The following is an 18,926-nucleotide window of genomic DNA, read 5'->3' as shown; positions in this document are numbered from 1 at the left end:
CTGGCCGTGCTTGTGTGACATGGGCGAGGTATCCCGGAAAAAGGTGAGGGTAACTCCACCCCGGCGAGGCTCAGGAGGACCTGCTCCGGGAACGTCTGCGCAGGCCGTACACCAGCAGGACGCCGCCGCCGAGCAGACCCGCGCCGAGCCCGTAGACGGCGGGGGAGAGGCCGCCGTTCCCGGCCGGTGCGGCGTCGGCCCTCGGGGCGGTCGAGCGTGCCACCTGGGGCGTCCTCGGTACGGCCTGGCCGGTCGGCGTCGGGGCGGCCTCGGGGAGCGGGTCGACGAGCGTGCCGACCGGCGTGACCCTGCTCCTGGCGGCGAACCCCCAGTCGAGCAGGTCGGCCACCTCGTTCCAGAAGTAGCCGTCGTGCCGCATGATCGTCACGATGATCGTGTGGCCGTCACGCCTGGCCGCGCCGACGAAGCTGCCCAGGGCCTTGGACGTCCAGCCGTTCTTGACGCCGATCATGCCCTTGTAGCGCCACAGCAGCTTGTTGTGGTTGCCGATCTCGTAGTAGCCCTTGGGGGCGGGGAACCTCCCGGTCTTCGTGCTGGTGTAGCGCTGGAAGTCGCGGTTGGCCAGCCCGGCGCGGGCGATCAGCGCCAGGTCGTACGCCGAACTGCTCTGCCCGGGTTTGTCGAGGCCGCTCGGCGTCTTGGCCACGGTGTCGTAGGCCTGCAGGCGCCTGGCCTCGGCGTTCATCTCCCTGAGGGTCTTGGCGAGGCCGCCGTTGGTCTCGGCGAGCGCCATCGCGCAGTCGTTGCCCGAGACCAGCAGCAACGCCTTGAAGAGGTCGTCCACGGTGTACAGGGGTTTGGAGACAAGGCCGACGGCGCTGCCCTCCTCGTTCACCGCGCGGCTGCTCGGCTTGACCTTCATGTTCTTGTCGAGCTTGGGGATCAGGGTGAGCGCCGTCAGCGTCTTGAGCGTGCTCGCCGGGAGGTAGCGTCCGTGCGGGTCCTTGGCGGCGAGCACCTCCCCGGTCTCCGCGTCGGCGACCACGTAGGACTTCGCGGCGGTCTTCGGCGGCGCCTTCACCCCGGAGGGGGCGACGATGCCCCGGGTGCCGAGCGCGGCGCCGCCGACGGGCGCCCTGCCGGCGGAGTGCGTGGTGCCGCCGACCGGCTCGTTGTCGGCGTGTGCGGGAAGCCCGAGCAGAGCGTTCGCCGCCAGCAGCACCCCGACGGGCGCGACGTGTCTCATCCCCATAGTGATCACAGGGTAGCTTCGTACTGATTCGCATCATGTACACGACGCCCTGATCAGGGGCGCAATGGTGCGACGGAGTACTGAACGCATGCAAATGTCGCGAAAGATCGCCGGTTTCTTGGTAGCCGTCGCGGTTTTCATGATCTTCGAGTGGATAAATCTCGGTTTCAACCTCGCCGACGGCCACCCAACGGCCTTCTACGTCGTGCACGGCGTCCTGATCGGGGTCAACATCCTCCTGGGAATCGCCCTCGGGGTGATCGGGCTACGCGGGCTCGCAAAGCGCCCGTAGGGTCCTGTCGTGCAGGTCGGCGGCCTCCTGCGGGGAGTCCCCGATGCTGGTGAAGCCGAGCTTGCCGTACCTGTGGATCGCGCCGAGCAGGTGCAACACGTTCCCGGTACGGCTGTCGCGGTCGAAGCCGAGCCCGCTGTCGTTGACGAACTTGACGACATCGGCGGGCGTACGGCCGAGCAGGCCGTCCGAGGCACAGTTGTCCGTGGCCACGTAGTACTTGGGGCGGTCGCCGCTCACCAGCCCGGTCTGCCCGCCGGAGGAGGCGCCGGTGGTCAGCAGCGCGGCCCCGAACGGGTGGGTGGTGCCGCCGAGACGCAGGTTGATCTCACACAGCAGCGCGCGGTACCCGGCGTCGGTCTTGATGGCGAAGAAGTCGACACCGAACAGCCCGACCACACCGCGTCCGGCGAGCGCCCTGGCGATCCGGTCCGCGCACTCCTGGACCTCGGCGCGGTAGTCGGCCGCGGCGGGGAAGACGCAGCCCTTGTAGACGTCGCCGTTCTGGCCGCCCAGGATCTGCTCGTGCGTGGCGACCACGTGGCAGGAACCGCCCGGGGTGATCATGGCCAGGGCGCTCGGGGAGCGCAGCGGGCGCTCCTCGATGAACTCCTCAAGCACCGCGCCCCGCTCGGCGATCTTCTCGGCGAAGGTCACCCATGTCTCGTCGGGGGCGGAGAAGCTCGTCGGGCTCGCGCTGAGCGGCCCGTCCCCCCTGGTCACGACGGCGTTGCCCAGCCCCGAGTAGCTGTTGTTGAGCTTGACCATCAGCCGGGCCGCGGGATTCAGCGCGCGGGCCGCGTGCTCGACCTCGCTCAGCGAGCGCAGGTCGGAGAATCCCCGTGCCACCGGCACCCCGGCCGCCTCGGCGAGCGTACGGCTCCCGCTCTTCGACCCGAAGGAGGCCAGTCTGCTCGCGGGCCCGTAGATGGGCAGGTTCAACAGCGCCGAGAGCCGCTCCTCGTGCTCGCTGACGATGAACGGCACCATCCAGGCGTCGGCCGTACGGTCGAGGGCCGTGCGGATCCTCGCCAGCAGGTCGGGGCGGCGCAACAGGGACTCGGTGAGTTGGGTCGCTCCCGTATCACCCAAATTGATCATATGTAACCGCGAACGAGCCTCAGCGGGGTCGTCAAGGAAGCTCAGGTAGTAGTCAACCGTTGCGGCGTCCACCGGCGCCGAGGAGAGGTAGACGACCTCGACACCCGGGCGCCGGAGTGTGAGCAGGAAGAACAACATGCGTTCCTCGTAGCAGTAGGCGCCCGTGATCCTGCGGAGTTCGTCCTGGGGAAGCGACAGTGAAGGGACGATCACTATGGTCCCTTCGTCCGGTTCAAAGATGCTCAATCCGGAATGCTTCTCCCCGAACGGGATGCAAGTGATCATAGGCGGAGTTAAACATGCATTCCTCCCCTTTGCATCACTCCGTCGGGTTCTATGACTGGTACCTGAGGACACGGAAATTGGCAGCCCTTCGACGTTTCAAACCCCCACAAACCTGCCACTACCCCCAGAACAGTCGCCCTCCCCACTCCCCACCCCAAACATCGCCACCCACGACGGCTGGAAGCCCCCGATCGAGAACACCCCGGGAGGTCCCCTCGCCGATGCGACCCTCGCCCCGTGAGCGCCGACGAGGTCCGCCCCGCCCCTTCACGCACAGGGTTTGATCTTGGCTTTCTCGATGCCAGGTGTGAGGAGTGTCGGCTTGGGCGCGTCGGCGCTTGGACTGAGGAACGCAGGAGCGCAGCGACGGAGTGACGAGGGAAAGCGCCGACCCGGAGCGCCCAAGCCCGCGACGCCGCAGGCGGCGCAAGGAGACACAGCCCGCGACGCCGAAGGCGGCGCCAAACGTCTAGTCAATCCGGGCCATCATCCCTGGTCCAAGTGGGTCAGGAGATGTGAATGGAGAGCATGGGGCGGCAAAACATTTGGCCGAGATGACGGCGAGGTGTGTCCGAGGGGAGATAAAGTCGAAGTCATCGTCAACACGCCGGTGGACTCTGACCGGCCTGCCGCTTTCGTGCTGGCGGTCCATCGGTCCGCGCCGGAACGGCTCTGGGCACCCCCTCAGGCTTGTCGGTGCGGTGATCGTTTTGTCGACTGCCCCATGATTCACGTGATTGAGGGCAGTGGCACGGTGCGTCGGGACCCAGAGCTGGCAGGCGCGGATAGGACGGTGACCAATGCGGGGGCATAATCTGCGGGGGGAACTGGACGTGTTCCTCGCCGAGACCGGGCAGGAGCTGATCGGTTTCCGGCGTGACCTGCACATGCATCCCGAACTGGCGTTCGCCGAGTACCGGACGACCCAGCGCGTCGCCGACCGGCTGATCGCGGCCGGTCTCACGCCCTCGGTGCTGCCGCGCGGTACCGGTCTGATCTGCGAGGTCGGCAGCGGCGACGGGCCGACCGTCGCGTTGCGGGCCGACATCGACGCGCTTCCCGTGCCGGATGAGAAGGACGTTCCCTACAGTTCGACGGTTCCCGGGGTGTGCCACGCCTGTGGGCACGACGTGCACACCACGGTTCTGCTCGGCACCTCCCTCTTCCTGGCCAGGCAGGCCGAGGCGGGTCTGCTGCCCGGCAGGGTCCGGCTGATCTTCCAGCCCGCGGAGGAGCTTCCCGGCGGCGCGCTTGAGGTCATGGCGGCGGGCGGCATCAGCGGTGTGGACCGCATCTTCGGCCTGCACTGCGACCCCCGGGTCGACGTCGGCAAGGTCGGTCTGAAGACGGGGCCGATCACCTCCGCCTGCGACAAGGTCTTCATCAGGGTCAGCGGTCCCGGCGGGCACACGGCCAGGCCGCATCTGACCGCCGACCTGGTCTTCGCCCTGGCCAAGATCCTGACCGAGCTGCCCGCGGCGCTATCGCGCAGGATCGACCCGCGTTCCTCGCTGAGCCTGGTCTGGGGCCGGGTCGAGGCGGGTTCCGTGGCCAACGCCATTCCCGACGAGGGGCTGGCCGAGGGCACCGTGCGCTGCCTGGACGAGCAGGCGTGGCACGCGGCCCCCGACATGATCAAGGCCCTGCTGGAGTCCGTCGCGGGCGCCTACGGTGTCGAGGCCCGGATGGACTACGTCAGAGGTGTGCCGCCGGTCGTCAACGACGAGGTCAGCGTGCAGATGCTGGCCGAGGCGGCGGGGGGCGTGCTGGGCGAGGGTTCGGCCGAGCCGACGCAGCAGAGCCTGGGGGGCGAGGACTTCGGCTGGTACCTCGAGTCGATCCCCGGGGCCTTCGCCAGGCTGGGCACCCGTACGCCGGGGACGCCGCATCCGGGTGACATCCACCAGGGCACCTTCGACGTCGACGAGTCCTGCATCGCGGCCGGGGTGCGTTTCCTCGCGGCCACGGCGCTGACCGCCCTGTGGGAGGGGCAGCGGCCCAGCGCGAGCGAGCACGTGGCGGGGGCCATCGCCTGAGGCGTCGTCGCCCGAAGCGCCGCCGTATGAGTGCCTTCGCCTGAAGTGACGTCCCCTGAAGCGCCGTCCCGGGCGCCGGTCACCGGCGTCTGGGTGGCCGCCGGTGACCGGAGTAGGTGAAACCCGGACGGATCACCCGTGGGCCTCCGCATGGAAGACGGTGCCCTACCGTGACGCTACCGTGACGACACCCGAAGCTACCGTTCGGTAGGATCGGCCGTCCCTGTGGGTCACGAGGTGGCGTGAGCTGCATAACAGACCTGTTGCGGACTGGTGTGCTGGTTTGGTCAACCCTGGTCAACCAACTATCTTCCGTGCAGGGTTGCCGTGCGTCTCCTCGCGCGTGCACTGAACGCGAAGGGGGTCCATCTTGCTTCGGAACCGGTTCGGCAGGCTGACCGCGGCGGTGGTCGCGGGAGGCATGCTCATGGGGGCTGCCGCGTGCGGGGGAAGCGAGGAGCCGGCGACGTCGGCCAAGCCCGACGCCAGCGCGAGTGGCGCTCCGCAGGAGAAGGGACCGAAGGTCGGCCTGGCGTACGACATCGGCGGTCGCGGTGACCAGTCCTTCAACGACGCCGCGGCCGCGGGCCTCGACAAGGCCAAGACCGAACTGAGCCTGGCCGACACCAAGGAGCTCGAAGCGGGCAGCGGCGAGACCGAGGCGGCCAAGGAGGAGCGGCTCAGGCTGCTCGCCCAGGGCGGTTACAACCCCGTCATCGCCATCGGTTTCGCCTACTCGGCCTCGCTGAAGAAGGTCGCCGCCGAGTTCCCCAACGTGCAGTTCGCGATCGTCGACGACGCCGCGGCCACCGGCCCCAACATCTCCAACCTGCTCTTCGCCGAGCAGGAGGGCTCCTACCTCGTCGGTGCCGCCGCGGCGCTGAAGTCGAAGAAGGAGCACATCGGTTTCGTCGGCGGTGTCCAGGTGCCGCTGATCCAGAAGTTCCAGGCCGGTTTCTACGCCGGGGCGAAGAAGATCAAGCCTGACGTCCAGATCGACGTCAAGTACCTCACCCAGCCGCCGGACTTCACCGGCTTCAACGACCCGGCCAAGGGCAAGACCGCCGCGCAGGGCATGTTCGACGCGGGCGCCGACGTGGTCTACCACGCCGCGGGCGGTTCCGGTGGCGGCGTGTTCGAGGCGGCCAAGTCCGCCAAGGGGCTGGCCATCGGCGTCGACTCCGACCAGGCGAAGACCGCCGCGCCCGAGGTGCAGGGCGTGATCATGACCTCCATGATCAAGAAGGTCGACGTCGCCGTCTTCGACTTCCTCAAGGGCTTCACCTCCAACTCGCTGAAGCCGGGCACCACGGTCTACGACCTCAAGGCGGGCGGTGTCGACTACTCGACCACCGGCGGCCAGGTCGACGACATCAAGGCCCAGCTCGACGAGCTCAAGCAGAAGATCGTCTCCGGCGAGATCGTCGTCCCCGACAAGACCTCCTGATCCACGACCTCGAAGGGCCCGGCGGATTCCTCCCCGGGCCCTTTGGGTAACGTCCAGCGTTGCGCTTTCACCACCGTGGCCATCCGTACGGAGGGGGCCGTCATCAGCACCTCGACACCGGCCGTCGAGCTTGAGGGGATCACCAAACGGTTCCCCGGCGTCGTGGCCAACCGCGACATCTCCCTGTCCGTCCAGCAAGGCCACGTGCACGCCGTCGTCGGCGAGAACGGCGCGGGCAAGTCCACCCTCATGAAGATCCTGTACGGCATGCAGCGTCCGGACGAGGGTGAGATCCGGGTCAACGGCACGGGCGTGACCTTCAAATCTCCCTCCGACGCCATCGCCGTGGGCATCGGCATGGTCCACCAGCACTTCATGCTCGCCGACAACCTGACCGTTCTGGAGAACGTGATCCTCGGCAGCGAGCCCCGCGTCGGCGGGATCGCCATCGACTTCGGCGCCGCGCGCCGCAGGATCAGGCAGATCTCCGACTCCTACGGCCTGGGCGTCGATCCGGACGCCATGATCGAGGACCTGGGCGTCGGCGCGCGGCAGCGCGTGGAGATCCTCAAGGTCCTCTACCGGGGAGCCCGCATCCTCATCCTCGACGAGCCGACCGCGGTGCTCGTGCCGCAGGAGGTGGACGAGCTCTTCGAGAATCTGCGCGACCTGGTCCGTGAGGGCCTGACGATCATCTTCATCTCCCACAAGCTGGACGAGGTGCTCTCGGTCGCCGACGCCGTCACCGTCATCAGGCGCGGCACGACCGTCGCCGAGGTGAACCCCGCGGACGTCACCGCCAGGCAGCTGGCCGAGCTGATGGTCGGCAGCGAGCTGCCCAGCCCGGAGACGCGCGAGTCGACCGTCACCGACGAGGTCGCGCTCTCGGTGCGGGACCTGACGGTCCGCACGCCCGACGGCAGGGTCCTCATCGAGGGGATCGGCTTCGACATCCACAAGGGCGAGGTGCTCGGCATCGCGGGCGTCGAGGGCAACGGCCAGGCGGAGCTGGTCGAGGCCGTCATGGGGATGCGCCAGGCGGAGGGGGAGATCCTCCTCGGTGGCCAGGACATCTCCGCCTGGACGACGCTGCGCCGCCGTGAGGCGGGCATCGGCTACATCCCCGAGGACCGGCACCGGCACGGCCTGCTGCTTGAGGCGCCGCTCTGGGAGAACAGGATCCTCGGCCACCAGACACGGCGGCCGAACGCCAGGGGACCCTGGATCGACCGCGCGGGCGCCCGCGAGGACACCCGGCGCATCGTCGAGCAGTACGACGTCCGTACGCCGGGGATCGACGTGGAGGCCGCGTCCCTCTCCGGAGGCAACCAGCAGAAGCTGATCGTCGGCAGGGAGATGAGCGGGGAGCCGGTCTTCCTGATCGCCTCCCACCCGACGCGGGGGGTGGACGTCGGGGCGCAGGCCGCGATCTGGGACCACCTGCGGGCCGCCCGCGCGGCCGGGCTGGCCGTACTGCTGATCTCGGCGGACCTGGACGAGCTGATCGGCCTGTCCGACACGCTGAAGGTGATCCTGCGCGGGCGGCTGGTCGCCGACGTCGATCCGGCGACGGTCACGCCCGAGCTGCTGGGATCGGCCATGACGGGCGCGGGGGAGGCGGCATGAGCGACGGTACGGCCGGCGGCCGGGAGGCGGGGTCCACCTTCGCCGACAGGCTGATGGGCCGGGTCAAGCTGGGTGGTCTGCTCTCGCTGGCCGCGCCGGTCCTGGCCATCGTGTTCGCGGGCCTGATCACCTCGGTCATCCTGCTGGTCACCGGAGCCCCGCCGATCGAGACGATGGGCACGATGGTCGACTACGGCCTGCAGCCCAGGCCGCTGACGCTGGCGTTGAACCTCGCCTCCGGCTACTACCTGTCCGCGCTGGCCGTGGCGATCGGGTTCAGGATGAACCTGTTCAACATCGGCGTCGACGGACAGTACCGGCTGGCGGCGCTCATCGCGGCGGCCGTCGGCGGCGCGATCACCCTGCCCGCCCCGCTGCACGTCGCCGCGATCCTGCTGGTGGCCGTGCTGGTCGGCGCGGGCTGGGCGTCGATCGCCGCGGTGCTCAAGGTCAGGCGCGGCGTCAGCGAGGTCATCTCCACGATCATGCTGAACGCCATCGCGACCGCCCTGGGCTCCTGGCTGCTCAACAAGGACCGGCTCGCGGTCGAGGTCGCGGGCAGCAACAACATCGGCACCCAGCCGCTCGGCCCCTCCGCCCAGGTCCCCGGCATCCCGCTCATCCCGGGGAGCCCGCTGAAGGTGGACGGCCTGATCATCCTGGCGGCCGTCATGGGCCTGCTCTACTACGTGGTGCTCAACCGGACCCGGTTCGGCTTCGACCTGCGCGCCACCGGGCGCTCGGAGCCGGCGGCCGTGGCCAGCGGCGTCAACGTCAAGCGGATGATCTTCACCACGATGATCATTTCCGGCGCGGTCGCGGGCCTGGCGGGCATGCCGAACCTGCTCGGCGAGTCCTACAGCTACAGCCTGAACTTCCCGCCGGGGCTTGGGTTCACCGGCATCGCCATCGCGCTGCTCGGCCGCAACAACCCCGTGGGCATCGCCTTCGGCGCGGCGCTGTGGGCCTTCCTCGACACCTCGTCGAACATCCTGCAGATCCACGACATCTCCCCGGAGATCGTCGAGATCATGAAGGGCACGATCGTCCTGTCGGTGATCGTCGCCTACGAGCTGGTCCACCGCTACCGGATCTCGGCGGGACAGCGCAGGGTCAGCAAGGAGCTGTCCGGCGGACCCAAGGTCCAGGCCGAAGGAGCGTCGGCATGAGCGAAGGCGGTCTCACCCTGGCCAAGGCTCCCGTCGTGGAGCCGCCCAGGCCGCGCAGGTTCAGGGTCACCTGGCCGGTCCTGCTGTCCGCCTTCGGTGCCCTGGTCGTGCTGCTCTCGGTCACCAGGGCGGTCACCGGCGCCGCCGACCTCACCTCGGCGGGGGCGATCAACGCCGCCGTCGCGCTGGCGGTCCCGATCGGCCTGGCCGGTCTCGGCGGCCTGTGGTCGGAGCGGGCGGGCGTGGTCAACATCGGCCTTGAGGGCATGATGGTCATGGGCACCTGGTGCGGTGCCTGGGGGGCGCTCCACTTCGGCAACCCGTGGGCGGGTGTGCTCGCCGGGGCGATCGGCGGTGCCCTGGGCGGCCTGCTGCACGCGGTCGCGACCGTGACGTTCGGGGTCGACCACATCATCTCCGGTGTCGCGATCAACATCCTGGGTGTGGGCGTCACCGAGTTCCTCTCCAAGATCACTTTCGCGGAGATGCCGGGTGGCGGCGACTCCCAGTCGCCCCCCGTGCCCAAGCCCGGCATCGTGAGCGTGCCCGGGATCGGGGACGGCCTGGCCGCCCTTGAGTCCGGCCACTGGTTCCTGGTCTCCGACCTGGCGGGCATCGTGCGGGGCCTGCTGACGAACGTCTCGTTGTTCACGGTCCTGGCGATCGCGCTGGTCCCGCTGAGCTACTACGTGCTGTGGCGTACGGCCTTCGGCCTGCGGCTGCGTTCCTGCGGTGAGCGCCCGGTCGCGGCGGAGTCGCTGGGCGTCAACGTCTACTTCCACAAGTACGCCGCGGTGCTCGTCTCCGGCGCCCTGGCCGGTCTCGGCGGGGCCTTCCTCTCGCTGGTGGCCGCGACCGCCTACCGGGAGGGGCAGACCGGAGGCCGGGGCTTCATCGGCCTGGCCGCGATGATCTTCGGTAACTGGCGTCCCGGCGGCCTGGCCGCGGGCGCGACGCTGTTCGGCTACACCGACGCGCTCCAGCTCCGCCGGGGTGGGGAGTCGGTGCACGCGCTGCTGCTCGTGGTGGCGATCCTCGTCGCCGCCGCGGCCGTCTACCAGCTCGTCGCCCAGCGGCGCACCCGGGCCGCGGTGATCAGCGGGATCGCGGCGGTCGCGGTCTTCGTGGTGTTCGCGCTGACCAGCACCATCCCCTCGGAGTTCACCTCGGTCGCACCGCACGTCACCACGCTGCTGGTGCTCTCGCTGGCCGCCCAGCGGTTGCGCCCGCCCGCCGCCGACGGCGTGCCGTACCGCAGGGGGCAGGCGAAGTGAGCGGGGAGAACGTGGACTGGCCGTCCCTCAGGCGGGAGGCCGTACGGGTGATGGCCCACGCCTACGCCCCCTACTCGAAGTTCCCCGTCGGCGCCGCGGCCCTGGTCGACGACGGGAGGGTCGTCTCCGGCTGCAACGTGGAGAACGCCTCCTACGGCCTGGGCCTGTGCGCCGAGTGCGGCCTGGTCAGCGCCCTCCAGGCGAGCGGGGGTGGCAGGCTGGTCGCCTTCACCTGCGTGGACGGCCGTGGGGAGCTGCTCATGCCGTGCGGCAGGTGCAGGCAGCTGCTGCTGGAGTTCGGCGGCCCCGGCCTGCTCGTGGAGACCGTGGACGGTCCCAGAACGCTGGCCGAGATCCTGCCGTACGCGTTCGGGCCGGACGACCTGGACCGGGGAGACTGAGGAATGGACGCCGTCGACGTCATCGTCACCAAGCGGGACGGCCGTGAGCTGTCGACCGGGCAGATCGACTGGGTGCTTGACGCCTACACCCGGGGCGTGGTCGCCGACGAGCAGATGTCCGCGCTGGCGATGGCCATCCTGCTCAACGGCATGAACCGGCGGGAGATCGCCGACTGGACCCAGGCCATGATCCGCTCCGGCTCCAGGATGGACTGGTCGGGGCTGCCGGGCCGTACGACGGACAAGCACTCGACCGGCGGCGTCGGAGACAAGATCACGCTGCCGCTGGCGCCGCTGGTCGCCGCGTGCGGCGGCTACGTCCCCCAGCTCTCCGGGCGGGGGCTGGGGCACACCGGGGGCACGCTGGACAAGCTGGAGTCGATCCCCGGCTGGCGCGCCTCGCTGTCGGGCCGGGAGATGCTCGGGGTGCTCGGCGAGACCGGCGCGGTCGTCTGCGCGGCGGGGGAGGGGCTCGCCCCGGCGGACAGGAAGCTGTACGCGCTGCGCGACGTGACCGGCACCGTGGAGTCGATCCCGCTGATCGCCTCCTCGATCATGTCGAAGAAGATCGCGGAGGGCACCGGGGCGCTGGTGCTGGACGTGAAGGTCGGCTCGGGCGCCTTCATGAAGACCGTGGAGCGGGCCCGCGAGCTGGCCACGACCATGGTCGAGCTGGGCACGGACGCCGGGGTGCGCACCGTGGCGCTGCTCACCGCGATGGACCGGCCGCTGGGCAGGACCGTGGGCAACGCGCTTGAGGTGGCCGAGTCCGTGGAGGTGCTCGCGGGCGGCGGCCCGGCGGACGTGGTGGAGCTGACGCTGCGGCTGGCCCACGAGATGCTCCAGGCGGCGGGGATCGACGGCGACCCGGAGCGGGCGCTGCGGGACGGCTCCGCGATGGACGTCTGGCGCCGCATGATCGCCGCCCAGGGCGGCGACCCCGACGCCCCGCTGCCCAGGGCCGCGGAGACCCTTGAGGTGACCGCCCCCGAATCCGGCGTGCTGACCGGCCTCGACGCCTACGGTGTCGGCCTGGCCGCCTGGCGGCTCGGCGCGGGCAGGGAGCGCAAGGAGGACCCGGTCTCCTTCGGCGCGGGCGTCGTGCTGCACGCGGGCCTGGGTGAGACCGTACGGCGGGGGCAGCCGCTGATGACGCTGCACGCCGACGACGCCTCCCGTTTCGAGCGGGCGCTGGCCGCGCTCGACGGCGCCTACGTCATCGCCGAAGGGGGAGCCGCCGAGGCGCTGCCCCTGGTGATCGACCGGATCACGGCCTGAGCGCAGGTCTCAGCCGCCCAGCCTGAGGAGCCTGTCGACCAGGGAACGGGCGTGGTCGGGGCCGACCGGACGGTTGAAGAACATCGCGTGGTAGTACAGGGGCGCGATGATGACCTCCATCAGTTCGAGCAGTGTGGGAGGGCGCTCCCCGCGCTCGGCGGCCCTGTCGAGCATGCCCTCAAGCTGCACCGCCCGGTCGACCAGGTAGGTCGCGCCCTCGGGGCCGCGTGAGCCGATCATGGCCGCGCGCAGGTAGAGGTTGCCCAGCGGCCCCGCGACGTCCTCGGCCACCTGGAGCGCGTAGGCCTCCAGATCGCCGCGGAGCGTGCCCGTGTCGGGCACCGGGGACCCCTGGGACAGGCGTTCGACCACCACGTCGTCCACCAGCGCGTTGAGCGTGCCCCAGCGCCGGTAGATCGTGGCCTGGTGCACGCCGGACCGTTCGGCCACCACGGCGATGCTCAGGTCGTCCCAGCGGTCCTCGCGCAGCAGGTCGAGCACCGCCTCGTGCACGGCCGTCCTGACCTTCGCGGTGCGCCCTCCCGGTCGCTGTACAGGTTGCATGAGAACAGCCTAATGCGAACCGTCTTGCTTTAGCGTCGAGCGCGCGCTACTTTGAAGCGAAATTACTCGCATTAAGGAGTTCGGGGTGCGTCCTCTCGTCTTCACGGAAGACACCACGTTCTGGTACGAGACACTGCGCATGTTCGGCCACATCGCCTACGGCGGCGCCGACTTCGGCGAGGTCGTCACGACCTCCCAGCGCATCACCGAGAGCGACTACGACAGCTGGCACGACGAGTGGCTGGCCACGGCGGACCGGGTGGCCGCGGAGGCGGAGCGCTCGCTGGCCGCTGGGCACCGGATCAGCGCCGCCGACGGCTTCCTGCGCGCGTCCAACTACTACCGCGCGGCCGAGTTCTTCCTGCACGGCGACCCGTCGGACCCGCGCCTCGCGGTCGCCTACGCACGGCAGGTGGCGGCCTTCAGGGAGTTCGCCGCGGTCCATGACATCGAGCCGGTCGAGATCCCCTACGAGGGGACCACGCTGCCCGGCTACTTCTATCGTGGCAGCGGGGGCGCCACGGTCGTCATGCACAACGGCTTCGACGGCAGCGTGGAGGAGATGCACTTCTTCGGGGCGGCGGCGCTGCGGGAACGCGGCTTCAACGTGCTGACCTTCGACGGCCCCGGGCAGCCGGGCGCCATCAGGAAGGGCCTGGTCTTCCGGCCCGACTGGGAGAACGTGGTCGGCCCGGTGCTCGACTGGCTTGAGGCCAGGCCGTACGTGGACGGGGAGCGGGTCGCGCTGCTCGGGGCGAGCATGGGGGGCCTGCTGGCGCCGCGCGCGGCGGCGTTCGAGCCCAGGGTCAGGGCGCTCGTCGCCTTCGACGGCGTCTACGACATGGGCGTCGTCATCGCCGAGAGGTTCGGCGGCGACAGGGAGGCGGCCAGGCGGGCCCTCGACGACCCGGAGGCCGACACGTTCATGCGCGGGCTGATGGAGCGGGACGCGGTCACGCGCTGGGCCGTCGGCCACGGCACCTGGGTGACGGGCACCTCGCCGAGCGGCTACGCCAGGGCGATGCTCGACGACTACCACCTGGGCGACGGCGTCGCCAAGCGGATCGCCTGCCCGACGCTCGTCTGCTCCGCCCCCGACGACTTCGCGTTCAGGGGGCAGCCCGAGACGCTGTACGCCCACCTGACCTGCGACAAGACGCTCATCGAGTTCCACGAGGCCGAGGGGGCCGACGCGCACTGCCAGTCGGGCGCCCAGCGCCTGGCGATGGCCCGCATCGGCGACTGGCTGGAGAGGACGTTCCGATGAGGAAGATGCTGCCGGTTCTGCTGTGGGACGTGCTTCCCGCGATCGCCGCCTACTACGCGCTGCGCCTGCTGGGCCTGAGCGAGTACGCCGCGCTGCTGGCCGCCACCTGTGTGGGCGCGCTGCGCGTGGTCTACGTGGGTGTCAGGGAACGCAGGCTGGACGGCTTCGCCGCGTGCACGGGCCTGGTGTTCGCGCTCGGTCTCGGCCTCTCCTTCCTCACCGGGGACGAGCGGTTCATGCTGGTCGTCAAGTCGGTGACCACGACGGTCCTCGGACTCGTCCTGATCGGCACCTGCCTGGCCGGGCGTCCGGCGGCCTTCGGGATCGCCAAGCGCCTCGGCGCGGAGGACGAGGCGACCGCCGCCCGCTGGGACAGGCTCTACACCGATCTGGCGGCCTTCCGGCGGATCTACTTCGTGATGACGCTGACCTGGGCGTTCGCCCTGCTGGTCGAGTCGGCCGTGCGGATCCCGCTGGTCTACCTGCTACCGGTGGACGTCATGGCGGGTCTGTCCACGCTGCTGCTGGTCGGCACGCTACTGCTGCTCGGCGTGTGGTCCGCCTGGTACGGCGGTCGCGCGGAACGGGTGATCACCTCCTCCCGTTCCTGAACACCACGAGAGCGCGGCCCGTGACCACGGACCGCGCTTCTCCGGACGTAGGAGATCAGACCTCCGCGGGGCGTGACTCCGCGGTCAGGGCGCGCATCAGCACGGCCCGGTGGGTCGGCAGGGCCTCCTTGTGGCGCGCGCGGCCCTCGTCGGTGATGCGGACGAACACCCCGCGCCGGTCGGCCTCGCACATGTTCCTGCAGACCAGGCCCGCCTTCTCCAGTCGCGCGATCAGCCGCGAACACGCGCTCTGGCTCAGGTGGACGGCGTCGGCGACCTCCTGGACGCGGTATTTGTCACGGCCGCCCTCGACCATGCGCTCCAGGACCTCGAACTCGCTCATCCCGAGCCGGTGGCGCTCGGAGAGCTCACGTTCCAGCGCGCACGAGGCCGCGGCGTGCCTGGCCAGCACATCTCGCCACAGGTGCACGACGGAGTCCTCGTTCATGTCGCGGAGCATACCATCCTCAGTCAACTAATGCACGCGAATTAAGTTTGCTTGCATTAGATGCGTCTGCATGTATGGTTGTCCGCATGATCTCCTCCACGGAAGAGCGCTGGGACGCGCGCCTCTGGGCAGCGCTCGCGGTGCTCTGCGCCGTCATCTTCCTCGACGCCCTCGACGTCTCGATGGTGGGAGTCGCGCTGCCGTCCATCCAGGCCGACCTGGGTCTTTCCACCTCCGCCCTGCAGTGGGTGGTCAGCGGCTACGTGCTCGGATACGGCGGGCTGCTGCTCCTCGGCGGCCGCACCGCCGACCTCCTCGGCAGGCGCAAGGTCTTCCTGGCCGCGCTCGCCGTCTTCGTGTTCGCCTCCCTCCTCGGCGGCCTGGTCAACGACGGCACGATGCTGATCGCCGCCCGGTTCGTCAAGGGCGTCAGCGCCGCCTTCACCGCCCCCGCCGCGCTGTCCATCATCACCACGACCTTCGCCGAGGGCCCCGCCCGCAACCGGGCCCTGAGCGTCTTCACGGCCTCCGGCGCCAGCGGATTCTCGCTGGGCCTGGTCATCTCCGGCTTCCTGACCGAACTCGGCTGGCGCTGGACGTTCCTCATGCCGGTCCCCGTCGCGATCATCGCGCTGTTCGCGGCCATGAAGGTCCTGCCCAAGCGGCGTGAGGAGAGGGCGGAGAGCGGTCACGACCTCATCGGCGCGGTGACGATCACCGCCTCGATGCTGCTGCTCGTCTTCACCGTCGTCGAGGCGCCCGCCGCGGGCTGGTTCTCCCTGCGCACCATCGGCTCCCTGGTCGGCTCCGCCGTACTGCTCGGCCTGTTCGTGCTGACCGAGTCGAAGGTCAAGCACCCTCTGGTACGGCTCGGCATCCTGCGCTCCGGGCCCATCGTCCGGGCCAACCTCGGACTGGTGATCCTGTTCGGCTCCTACGTCGGCTTCCAGTTCGTGGCCATGCAGTACTTCCAGAACTTCCTGCACTGGTCGGCCCTGGAGACCGCGCTGGCCTTCCTGCCCGCCGGAGTCCTGGTGGCCGTGACGTCGACCAGGATGGGCAGCCTGGCCGACCGGTTCGGCACCGGCAAGCTGATCGCGGTCGGCTCGGCCTCGCTTGCGGGCGCCTTCGCCCTGTTCCTGCGGGTCAACGCCGATCCCAGCCTGGCCACGCTGATCATCCCCGGCATGGTCCTGCTGGGCATCGCCTTCGCCCTGTCCTTCCCCTCGCTGAACATCCAGGCGACCAACGGCGTCGCCGACGACGAGCAGGGCCTGGCCTCCGGCCTGCTCAACACCTCGGGGCAGGTCGGAGGGGCGATCGTGCTGGCCGTCGTGACGGCCGTGCTCACCTCGAACACCGGTGCCGACCCGCTGGACGCCTTCCGCGCCGCGATCACGGTCTCCGCGATCCTCGCCGTGGTCGGCCTGCTGGTCGCCCTCACCGGGCTGCGCCGCCCCCGTTCGGAGTCCGCGGCTGTGGACGCCGGGGACGCCGGAGAGGGCAGGGTGCTGGAGACCGTCTGAGACGCGCGGGCCGTACGGCCCGCGGAACCCGGTCCTCAGGGCCGCCGACGCAGGAACCGGGGCGCGTCGGCGGCCCTGAGGCCGTGTGCCGGGTGTGGATCTTCGCAGGTGGTGAACCCGGACCGGCCTCTGGGCATCTAACCGGACAGGAGGCCATAATGAAGCGCACCCGCGTCGCACTCGCCCTTGCCCCGTTCGTCCTGCTGACCGGTTGCGGCCTGTCCGGCGGCCCGCCCTCGGCCGCTCCGGGGACGACCACCCCGACCACCCCGACCGTCACGGCCACCGTCACCGTCTCACCCTCCGTCTCCTCCGCCGCCCCGGCCTCCCCCGACTTCCCCGGGGAGACCCGGCTCGGGCCCCCGACGAGCACGCGGGAGGTCACGGTCAGGCGGACCACGGACAACCCGCCCCTCGTGCTCGGGGCGCGCTTCGCCAAACACGACGGGTTCGACCGGGTGGTGATCGACCTGAACGGCGGGCAGCCCGGCTACAGCGTGCAGTGGGTGCCCAGGCTGGTCCAGGACGGCTCGGGCGACCCGATCGACGCCCCGGGAGGGGCCTACCTCCAGGTGACCATCACCCCCGCCAACGCGCACGGTGAGACCGGCTCCCCGACCTGGGTCGGCGGCCCGGTCTTCCACGCCGGGCTGGGCAACGTGCGCAGCGTGGTCAAGACCGGAGACTTCGAGGCCGTGGTCGGCGTGGGCATCGTCCTCGACCACCGGGCCCCCTTCCGGGTCCTGGAGCAGCGCGCCCCGCAGCGCCTGGTCATCGACGTCGCGCACTGACCGCGCACACGGGCCGACCGTACGAAGGTCCGCGTGGGGTTCGCCGGCGTGACGGCACCGACCGCGCACACGGGCCGGCCGTACACCGGCGGACCGGCGTGATCTCCGGGGACGTCCCCCGGCGGCGCGGCCGGCCCGCGCGCTGGCAGACTGGCCCGATGGTACGCAGAATCGACAACGCCACCCGCATCCCCGTCCCCGGCGGCAAGACCATCGACGAGTACGTCGGCCGGGTCAACAGCGGCGACACCCAGATCTCGATCGCCCACATGACGGCTCCTCCCGGGTGGGACGAACCCGCCCAGACGCCGGAGTTCGCCGAGTACACCCTCGTGCTCAGAGGCACGGTCGTCGTCGAGCACGACGGGGGCGTCACCGAGGTCGGCGCGGGCCAGGCGTTCGTGAGCGAGCCGGGGGAGAGGATCCGGTACAGCTCCGGCCCCGAGGGCGCCGAGTACGTCGCGGTGTGCCTGCCCGCCTTCTCCCCGGAGAGCGCCAACCGCTCAGAATGACGACCGGAGGGCTCCGGGCTTGACCTGGAGTGCACTCCACATCCCAGACTCCTTTCCCGGGGCCCGCGAACGCCGGGCCGTACCGGAAGGACACCATGAAGTACCGCACCATCGGCACCGACCCGAAGACCCGCCGCGAGGTGAGCGTGATCGCCCTGGGCGCCATGCTCTTCGGGTCGGCGACCGACGAGAGCACCTCCTACGCGATCCTCGACCGCTACGTCGAGGCGGGCGGGACGTTCGTCGACACCTCGAACAACTACGCCTACTGGGTCGACGGAGGCCTGGGCGGGCGGAGCGAGGAACTGCTCGGGCGGTGGCGGCGCAGCCGCGGCGTCGGGGACGAGATCGTCATCGCCACCAAGCTGGGCGCCCGCCCGCTCGTGCCCGGCACCGGCTACGCCGACGGCGCCGACGGGCTGTCCGCGAAGGCGATCAGGGAGTCCGCCGAGGCCAGCAGGCAGCGGCTCGGGGTGGACAGGCTCGACATGCTCTACGCGCACATCGAGGACAGGAGCGTCTCGGCGCGGGAGACCGTCGAGGGCTTCGCCGAGCTGGTCACCGAGGGAACCGTCGGGCTGCTCGGGGTGAGCAACCACGCGGTCTGGCGGGTCGAGCGGGCCCGTGCCATCGCCGCCGAGGCCGGGCTGCCCGGCTACGAGGTCCTGCAGTACCAGCACAGCCTGCTGCGCCCGCGCTACGACATGCCCTACGGCATCTTCCCCGAGGGCAGTCTCGGTCACGCAGGGGCCGAACTGCTGAGCTACCTGAAGGAGGAGCGCGACCTCACCCTGGTCGCCTACTCCCCGCTGATGGGCGGCGTCTACGCCCGGCAGGACAAGCAGCTGCCGCCGGACTACGACCACCCGGGAACGCCCGTCAGGCTCGCGGCGCTGCGCGAGGTCGCCGCGGAGACCGGGGCGACGGTCAACCAGGTGGTGCTTGCCTGGCAGCTCGGCGGGCCGTACCCGATCATCCCGCTGGTCGGCGCCTCCTCCGTCGCGCAGCTTGAGGAGAGCCTGGCCGCCGTTGACCTGGAGCTGACGGAGGACCAGCGAGCCCGCCTGGACGTGTTCTGACGGCCG

At 70.3% G+C, this 18,926-nt stretch carries 18 protein-coding genes; 14 read left to right on the top strand and 4 right to left on the bottom strand.

Features of this window, described 5'->3' with window-relative positions; all coding sequences use genetic code 11:
• Positions 1–70 precede the first annotated feature (70 nt).
• A complete protein-coding gene (locus ABZ463_RS04245; protein WP_362772816.1) occupies positions 71–1,207 on the bottom strand; it encodes a D-alanyl-D-alanine carboxypeptidase in 1,137 nt (378 codons plus the stop codon).
• A gap of 94 nt (positions 1,208–1,301) precedes the next feature.
• Between ABZ463_RS04245 and ABZ463_RS04240 the strand changes: the two genes are divergently transcribed.
• Positions 1,302–1,505, top strand: a complete 204-nt coding sequence (locus tag ABZ463_RS04240) for a hypothetical protein (protein WP_362772813.1) — start codon at positions 1,302–1,304, stop codon at positions 1,503–1,505.
• Here ABZ463_RS04240 and ABZ463_RS04235 read toward each other — a convergent pair.
• Entirely contained in the window at positions 1,479–2,819 is a 1,341-nt protein-coding gene (locus ABZ463_RS04235) for a peptide ligase PGM1-related protein (protein WP_362772810.1), read from the bottom strand. The genes ABZ463_RS04240 and ABZ463_RS04235 overlap by 27 nt on opposite strands.
• An 872-nt stretch (positions 2,820–3,691) precedes the next feature.
• Between ABZ463_RS04235 and ABZ463_RS04230 the strand changes: the two genes are divergently transcribed.
• The 7 genes from ABZ463_RS04230 to ABZ463_RS04200 all read left to right on the top strand — a co-directional run bounded on the left by ABZ463_RS04230 (position 3,692) and on the right by ABZ463_RS04200 (position 12,122).
• Positions 3,692–4,927 (top strand): amidohydrolase, encoded by a 1,236-nt coding sequence (locus ABZ463_RS04230; RefSeq protein ID WP_352010048.1) that lies wholly within the window; start codon positions 3,692–3,694, stop codon positions 4,925–4,927.
• Between the two features lie 370 nt (positions 4,928–5,297).
• The gene (locus tag ABZ463_RS04225) at positions 5,298–6,374 is read left to right on the top strand and encodes a BMP family ABC transporter substrate-binding protein (protein WP_352010047.1); all 1,077 of its coding nucleotides are present in this window, start codon (positions 5,298–5,300) and stop codon (positions 6,372–6,374) included.
• A gap of 75 nt (positions 6,375–6,449) precedes the next feature.
• Positions 6,450–8,000: an ABC transporter ATP-binding protein gene (locus ABZ463_RS04220; protein WP_362772805.1), complete on the top strand. Its 1,551-nt coding sequence runs from the start codon at positions 6,450–6,452 to the stop codon at positions 7,998–8,000.
• Positions 7,997–9,169, top strand: coding sequence for an ABC transporter permease (locus ABZ463_RS04215; RefSeq protein WP_362772802.1), 1,173 nt, complete (start codon positions 7,997–7,999; stop codon positions 9,167–9,169). Before ABZ463_RS04220 ends, ABZ463_RS04215 begins: the two co-directional genes overlap by 4 nt.
• Complete coding sequence (locus tag ABZ463_RS04210) at positions 9,166–10,443, top strand: ABC transporter permease (RefSeq protein WP_352010044.1); 1,278 nt, start codon at positions 9,166–9,168, stop codon at positions 10,441–10,443. The genes ABZ463_RS04215 and ABZ463_RS04210 overlap by 4 nt, the downstream gene beginning before the upstream one ends.
• Positions 10,440–10,844, top strand: coding sequence for a cytidine deaminase (locus tag ABZ463_RS04205; RefSeq protein WP_352010043.1), 405 nt, complete (start codon positions 10,440–10,442; stop codon positions 10,842–10,844). Before ABZ463_RS04210 ends, ABZ463_RS04205 begins: the two co-directional genes overlap by 4 nt.
• Before the next feature lie 3 nt (positions 10,845–10,847).
• The gene (locus ABZ463_RS04200) at positions 10,848–12,122 is read left to right on the top strand and encodes a thymidine phosphorylase (protein WP_352010042.1); all 1,275 of its coding nucleotides are present in this window, start codon (positions 10,848–10,850) and stop codon (positions 12,120–12,122) included.
• 9 nt (positions 12,123–12,131) lie between these two features.
• Here the strand turns inward: ABZ463_RS04200 and ABZ463_RS04195 are convergent, their stop codons facing one another.
• Complete coding sequence (locus tag ABZ463_RS04195) at positions 12,132–12,686, bottom strand: TetR-like C-terminal domain-containing protein (RefSeq protein WP_362772797.1); 555 nt, start codon at positions 12,684–12,686, stop codon at positions 12,132–12,134.
• An 85-nt stretch (positions 12,687–12,771) separates the two neighbouring features.
• Between ABZ463_RS04195 and ABZ463_RS04190 the strand changes: the two genes are divergently transcribed.
• Positions 12,772–13,953, top strand: a complete 1,182-nt coding sequence (locus tag ABZ463_RS04190; protein ID WP_362772794.1) for an alpha/beta fold hydrolase — start codon at positions 12,772–12,774, stop codon at positions 13,951–13,953.
• Entirely contained in the window at positions 13,950–14,564 is a 615-nt protein-coding gene (locus ABZ463_RS04185) for a VC0807 family protein (protein WP_352010039.1), read from the top strand. Before ABZ463_RS04190 ends, ABZ463_RS04185 begins: the two co-directional genes overlap by 4 nt.
• Before the next feature lie 55 nt (positions 14,565–14,619).
• Here ABZ463_RS04185 and ABZ463_RS04180 read toward each other — a convergent pair whose 3' ends face one another.
• Complete coding sequence (locus tag ABZ463_RS04180; protein ID WP_362772791.1) at positions 14,620–15,012, bottom strand: MarR family transcriptional regulator; 393 nt, start codon at positions 15,010–15,012, stop codon at positions 14,620–14,622.
• An 86-nt stretch (positions 15,013–15,098) separates the two neighbouring features.
• On the opposite strand from ABZ463_RS04180, the gene ABZ463_RS04175 reads away from it, so the two are divergent.
• The 4 genes from ABZ463_RS04175 (at position 15,099) to ABZ463_RS04160 (ending at position 18,920) form a co-directional block, all read left to right on the top strand.
• A complete protein-coding gene (locus ABZ463_RS04175; RefSeq protein WP_352010037.1) occupies positions 15,099–16,538 on the top strand; it encodes an MFS transporter in 1,440 nt (479 codons plus the stop codon).
• Positions 16,539–16,696: 158 nt separating this feature from the next.
• Positions 16,697–17,329 carry a hypothetical protein gene (locus tag ABZ463_RS04170; protein ID WP_352010036.1) on the top strand — a complete coding sequence of 211 codons (633 nt, stop codon included), beginning with the start codon at positions 16,697–16,699 and terminating at the stop codon, positions 17,327–17,329.
• Between the two features lie 158 nt (positions 17,330–17,487).
• Positions 17,488–17,841: a cupin domain-containing protein gene (locus tag ABZ463_RS04165; RefSeq protein WP_362772786.1), complete on the top strand. Its 354-nt coding sequence runs from the start codon at positions 17,488–17,490 to the stop codon at positions 17,839–17,841.
• Between the two features lie 95 nt (positions 17,842–17,936).
• Positions 17,937–18,920, top strand: coding sequence for an aldo/keto reductase (locus ABZ463_RS04160; RefSeq protein ID WP_362772783.1), 984 nt, complete (start codon positions 17,937–17,939; stop codon positions 18,918–18,920).
• Positions 18,921–18,926 lie beyond the last annotated feature (6 nt).

Origin of the sequence: Streptosporangium sp. NPDC020145 (genome assembly GCF_040631275.1) — a bacterium.
In the GTDB taxonomy this organism is placed as follows: domain Bacteria; phylum Actinomycetota; class Actinomycetes; order Streptosporangiales; family Streptosporangiaceae; genus Streptosporangium.
Note: the sequence above shows the minus strand (reverse complement) of the source record. Positions and strands in the feature narration are given on the sequence as shown.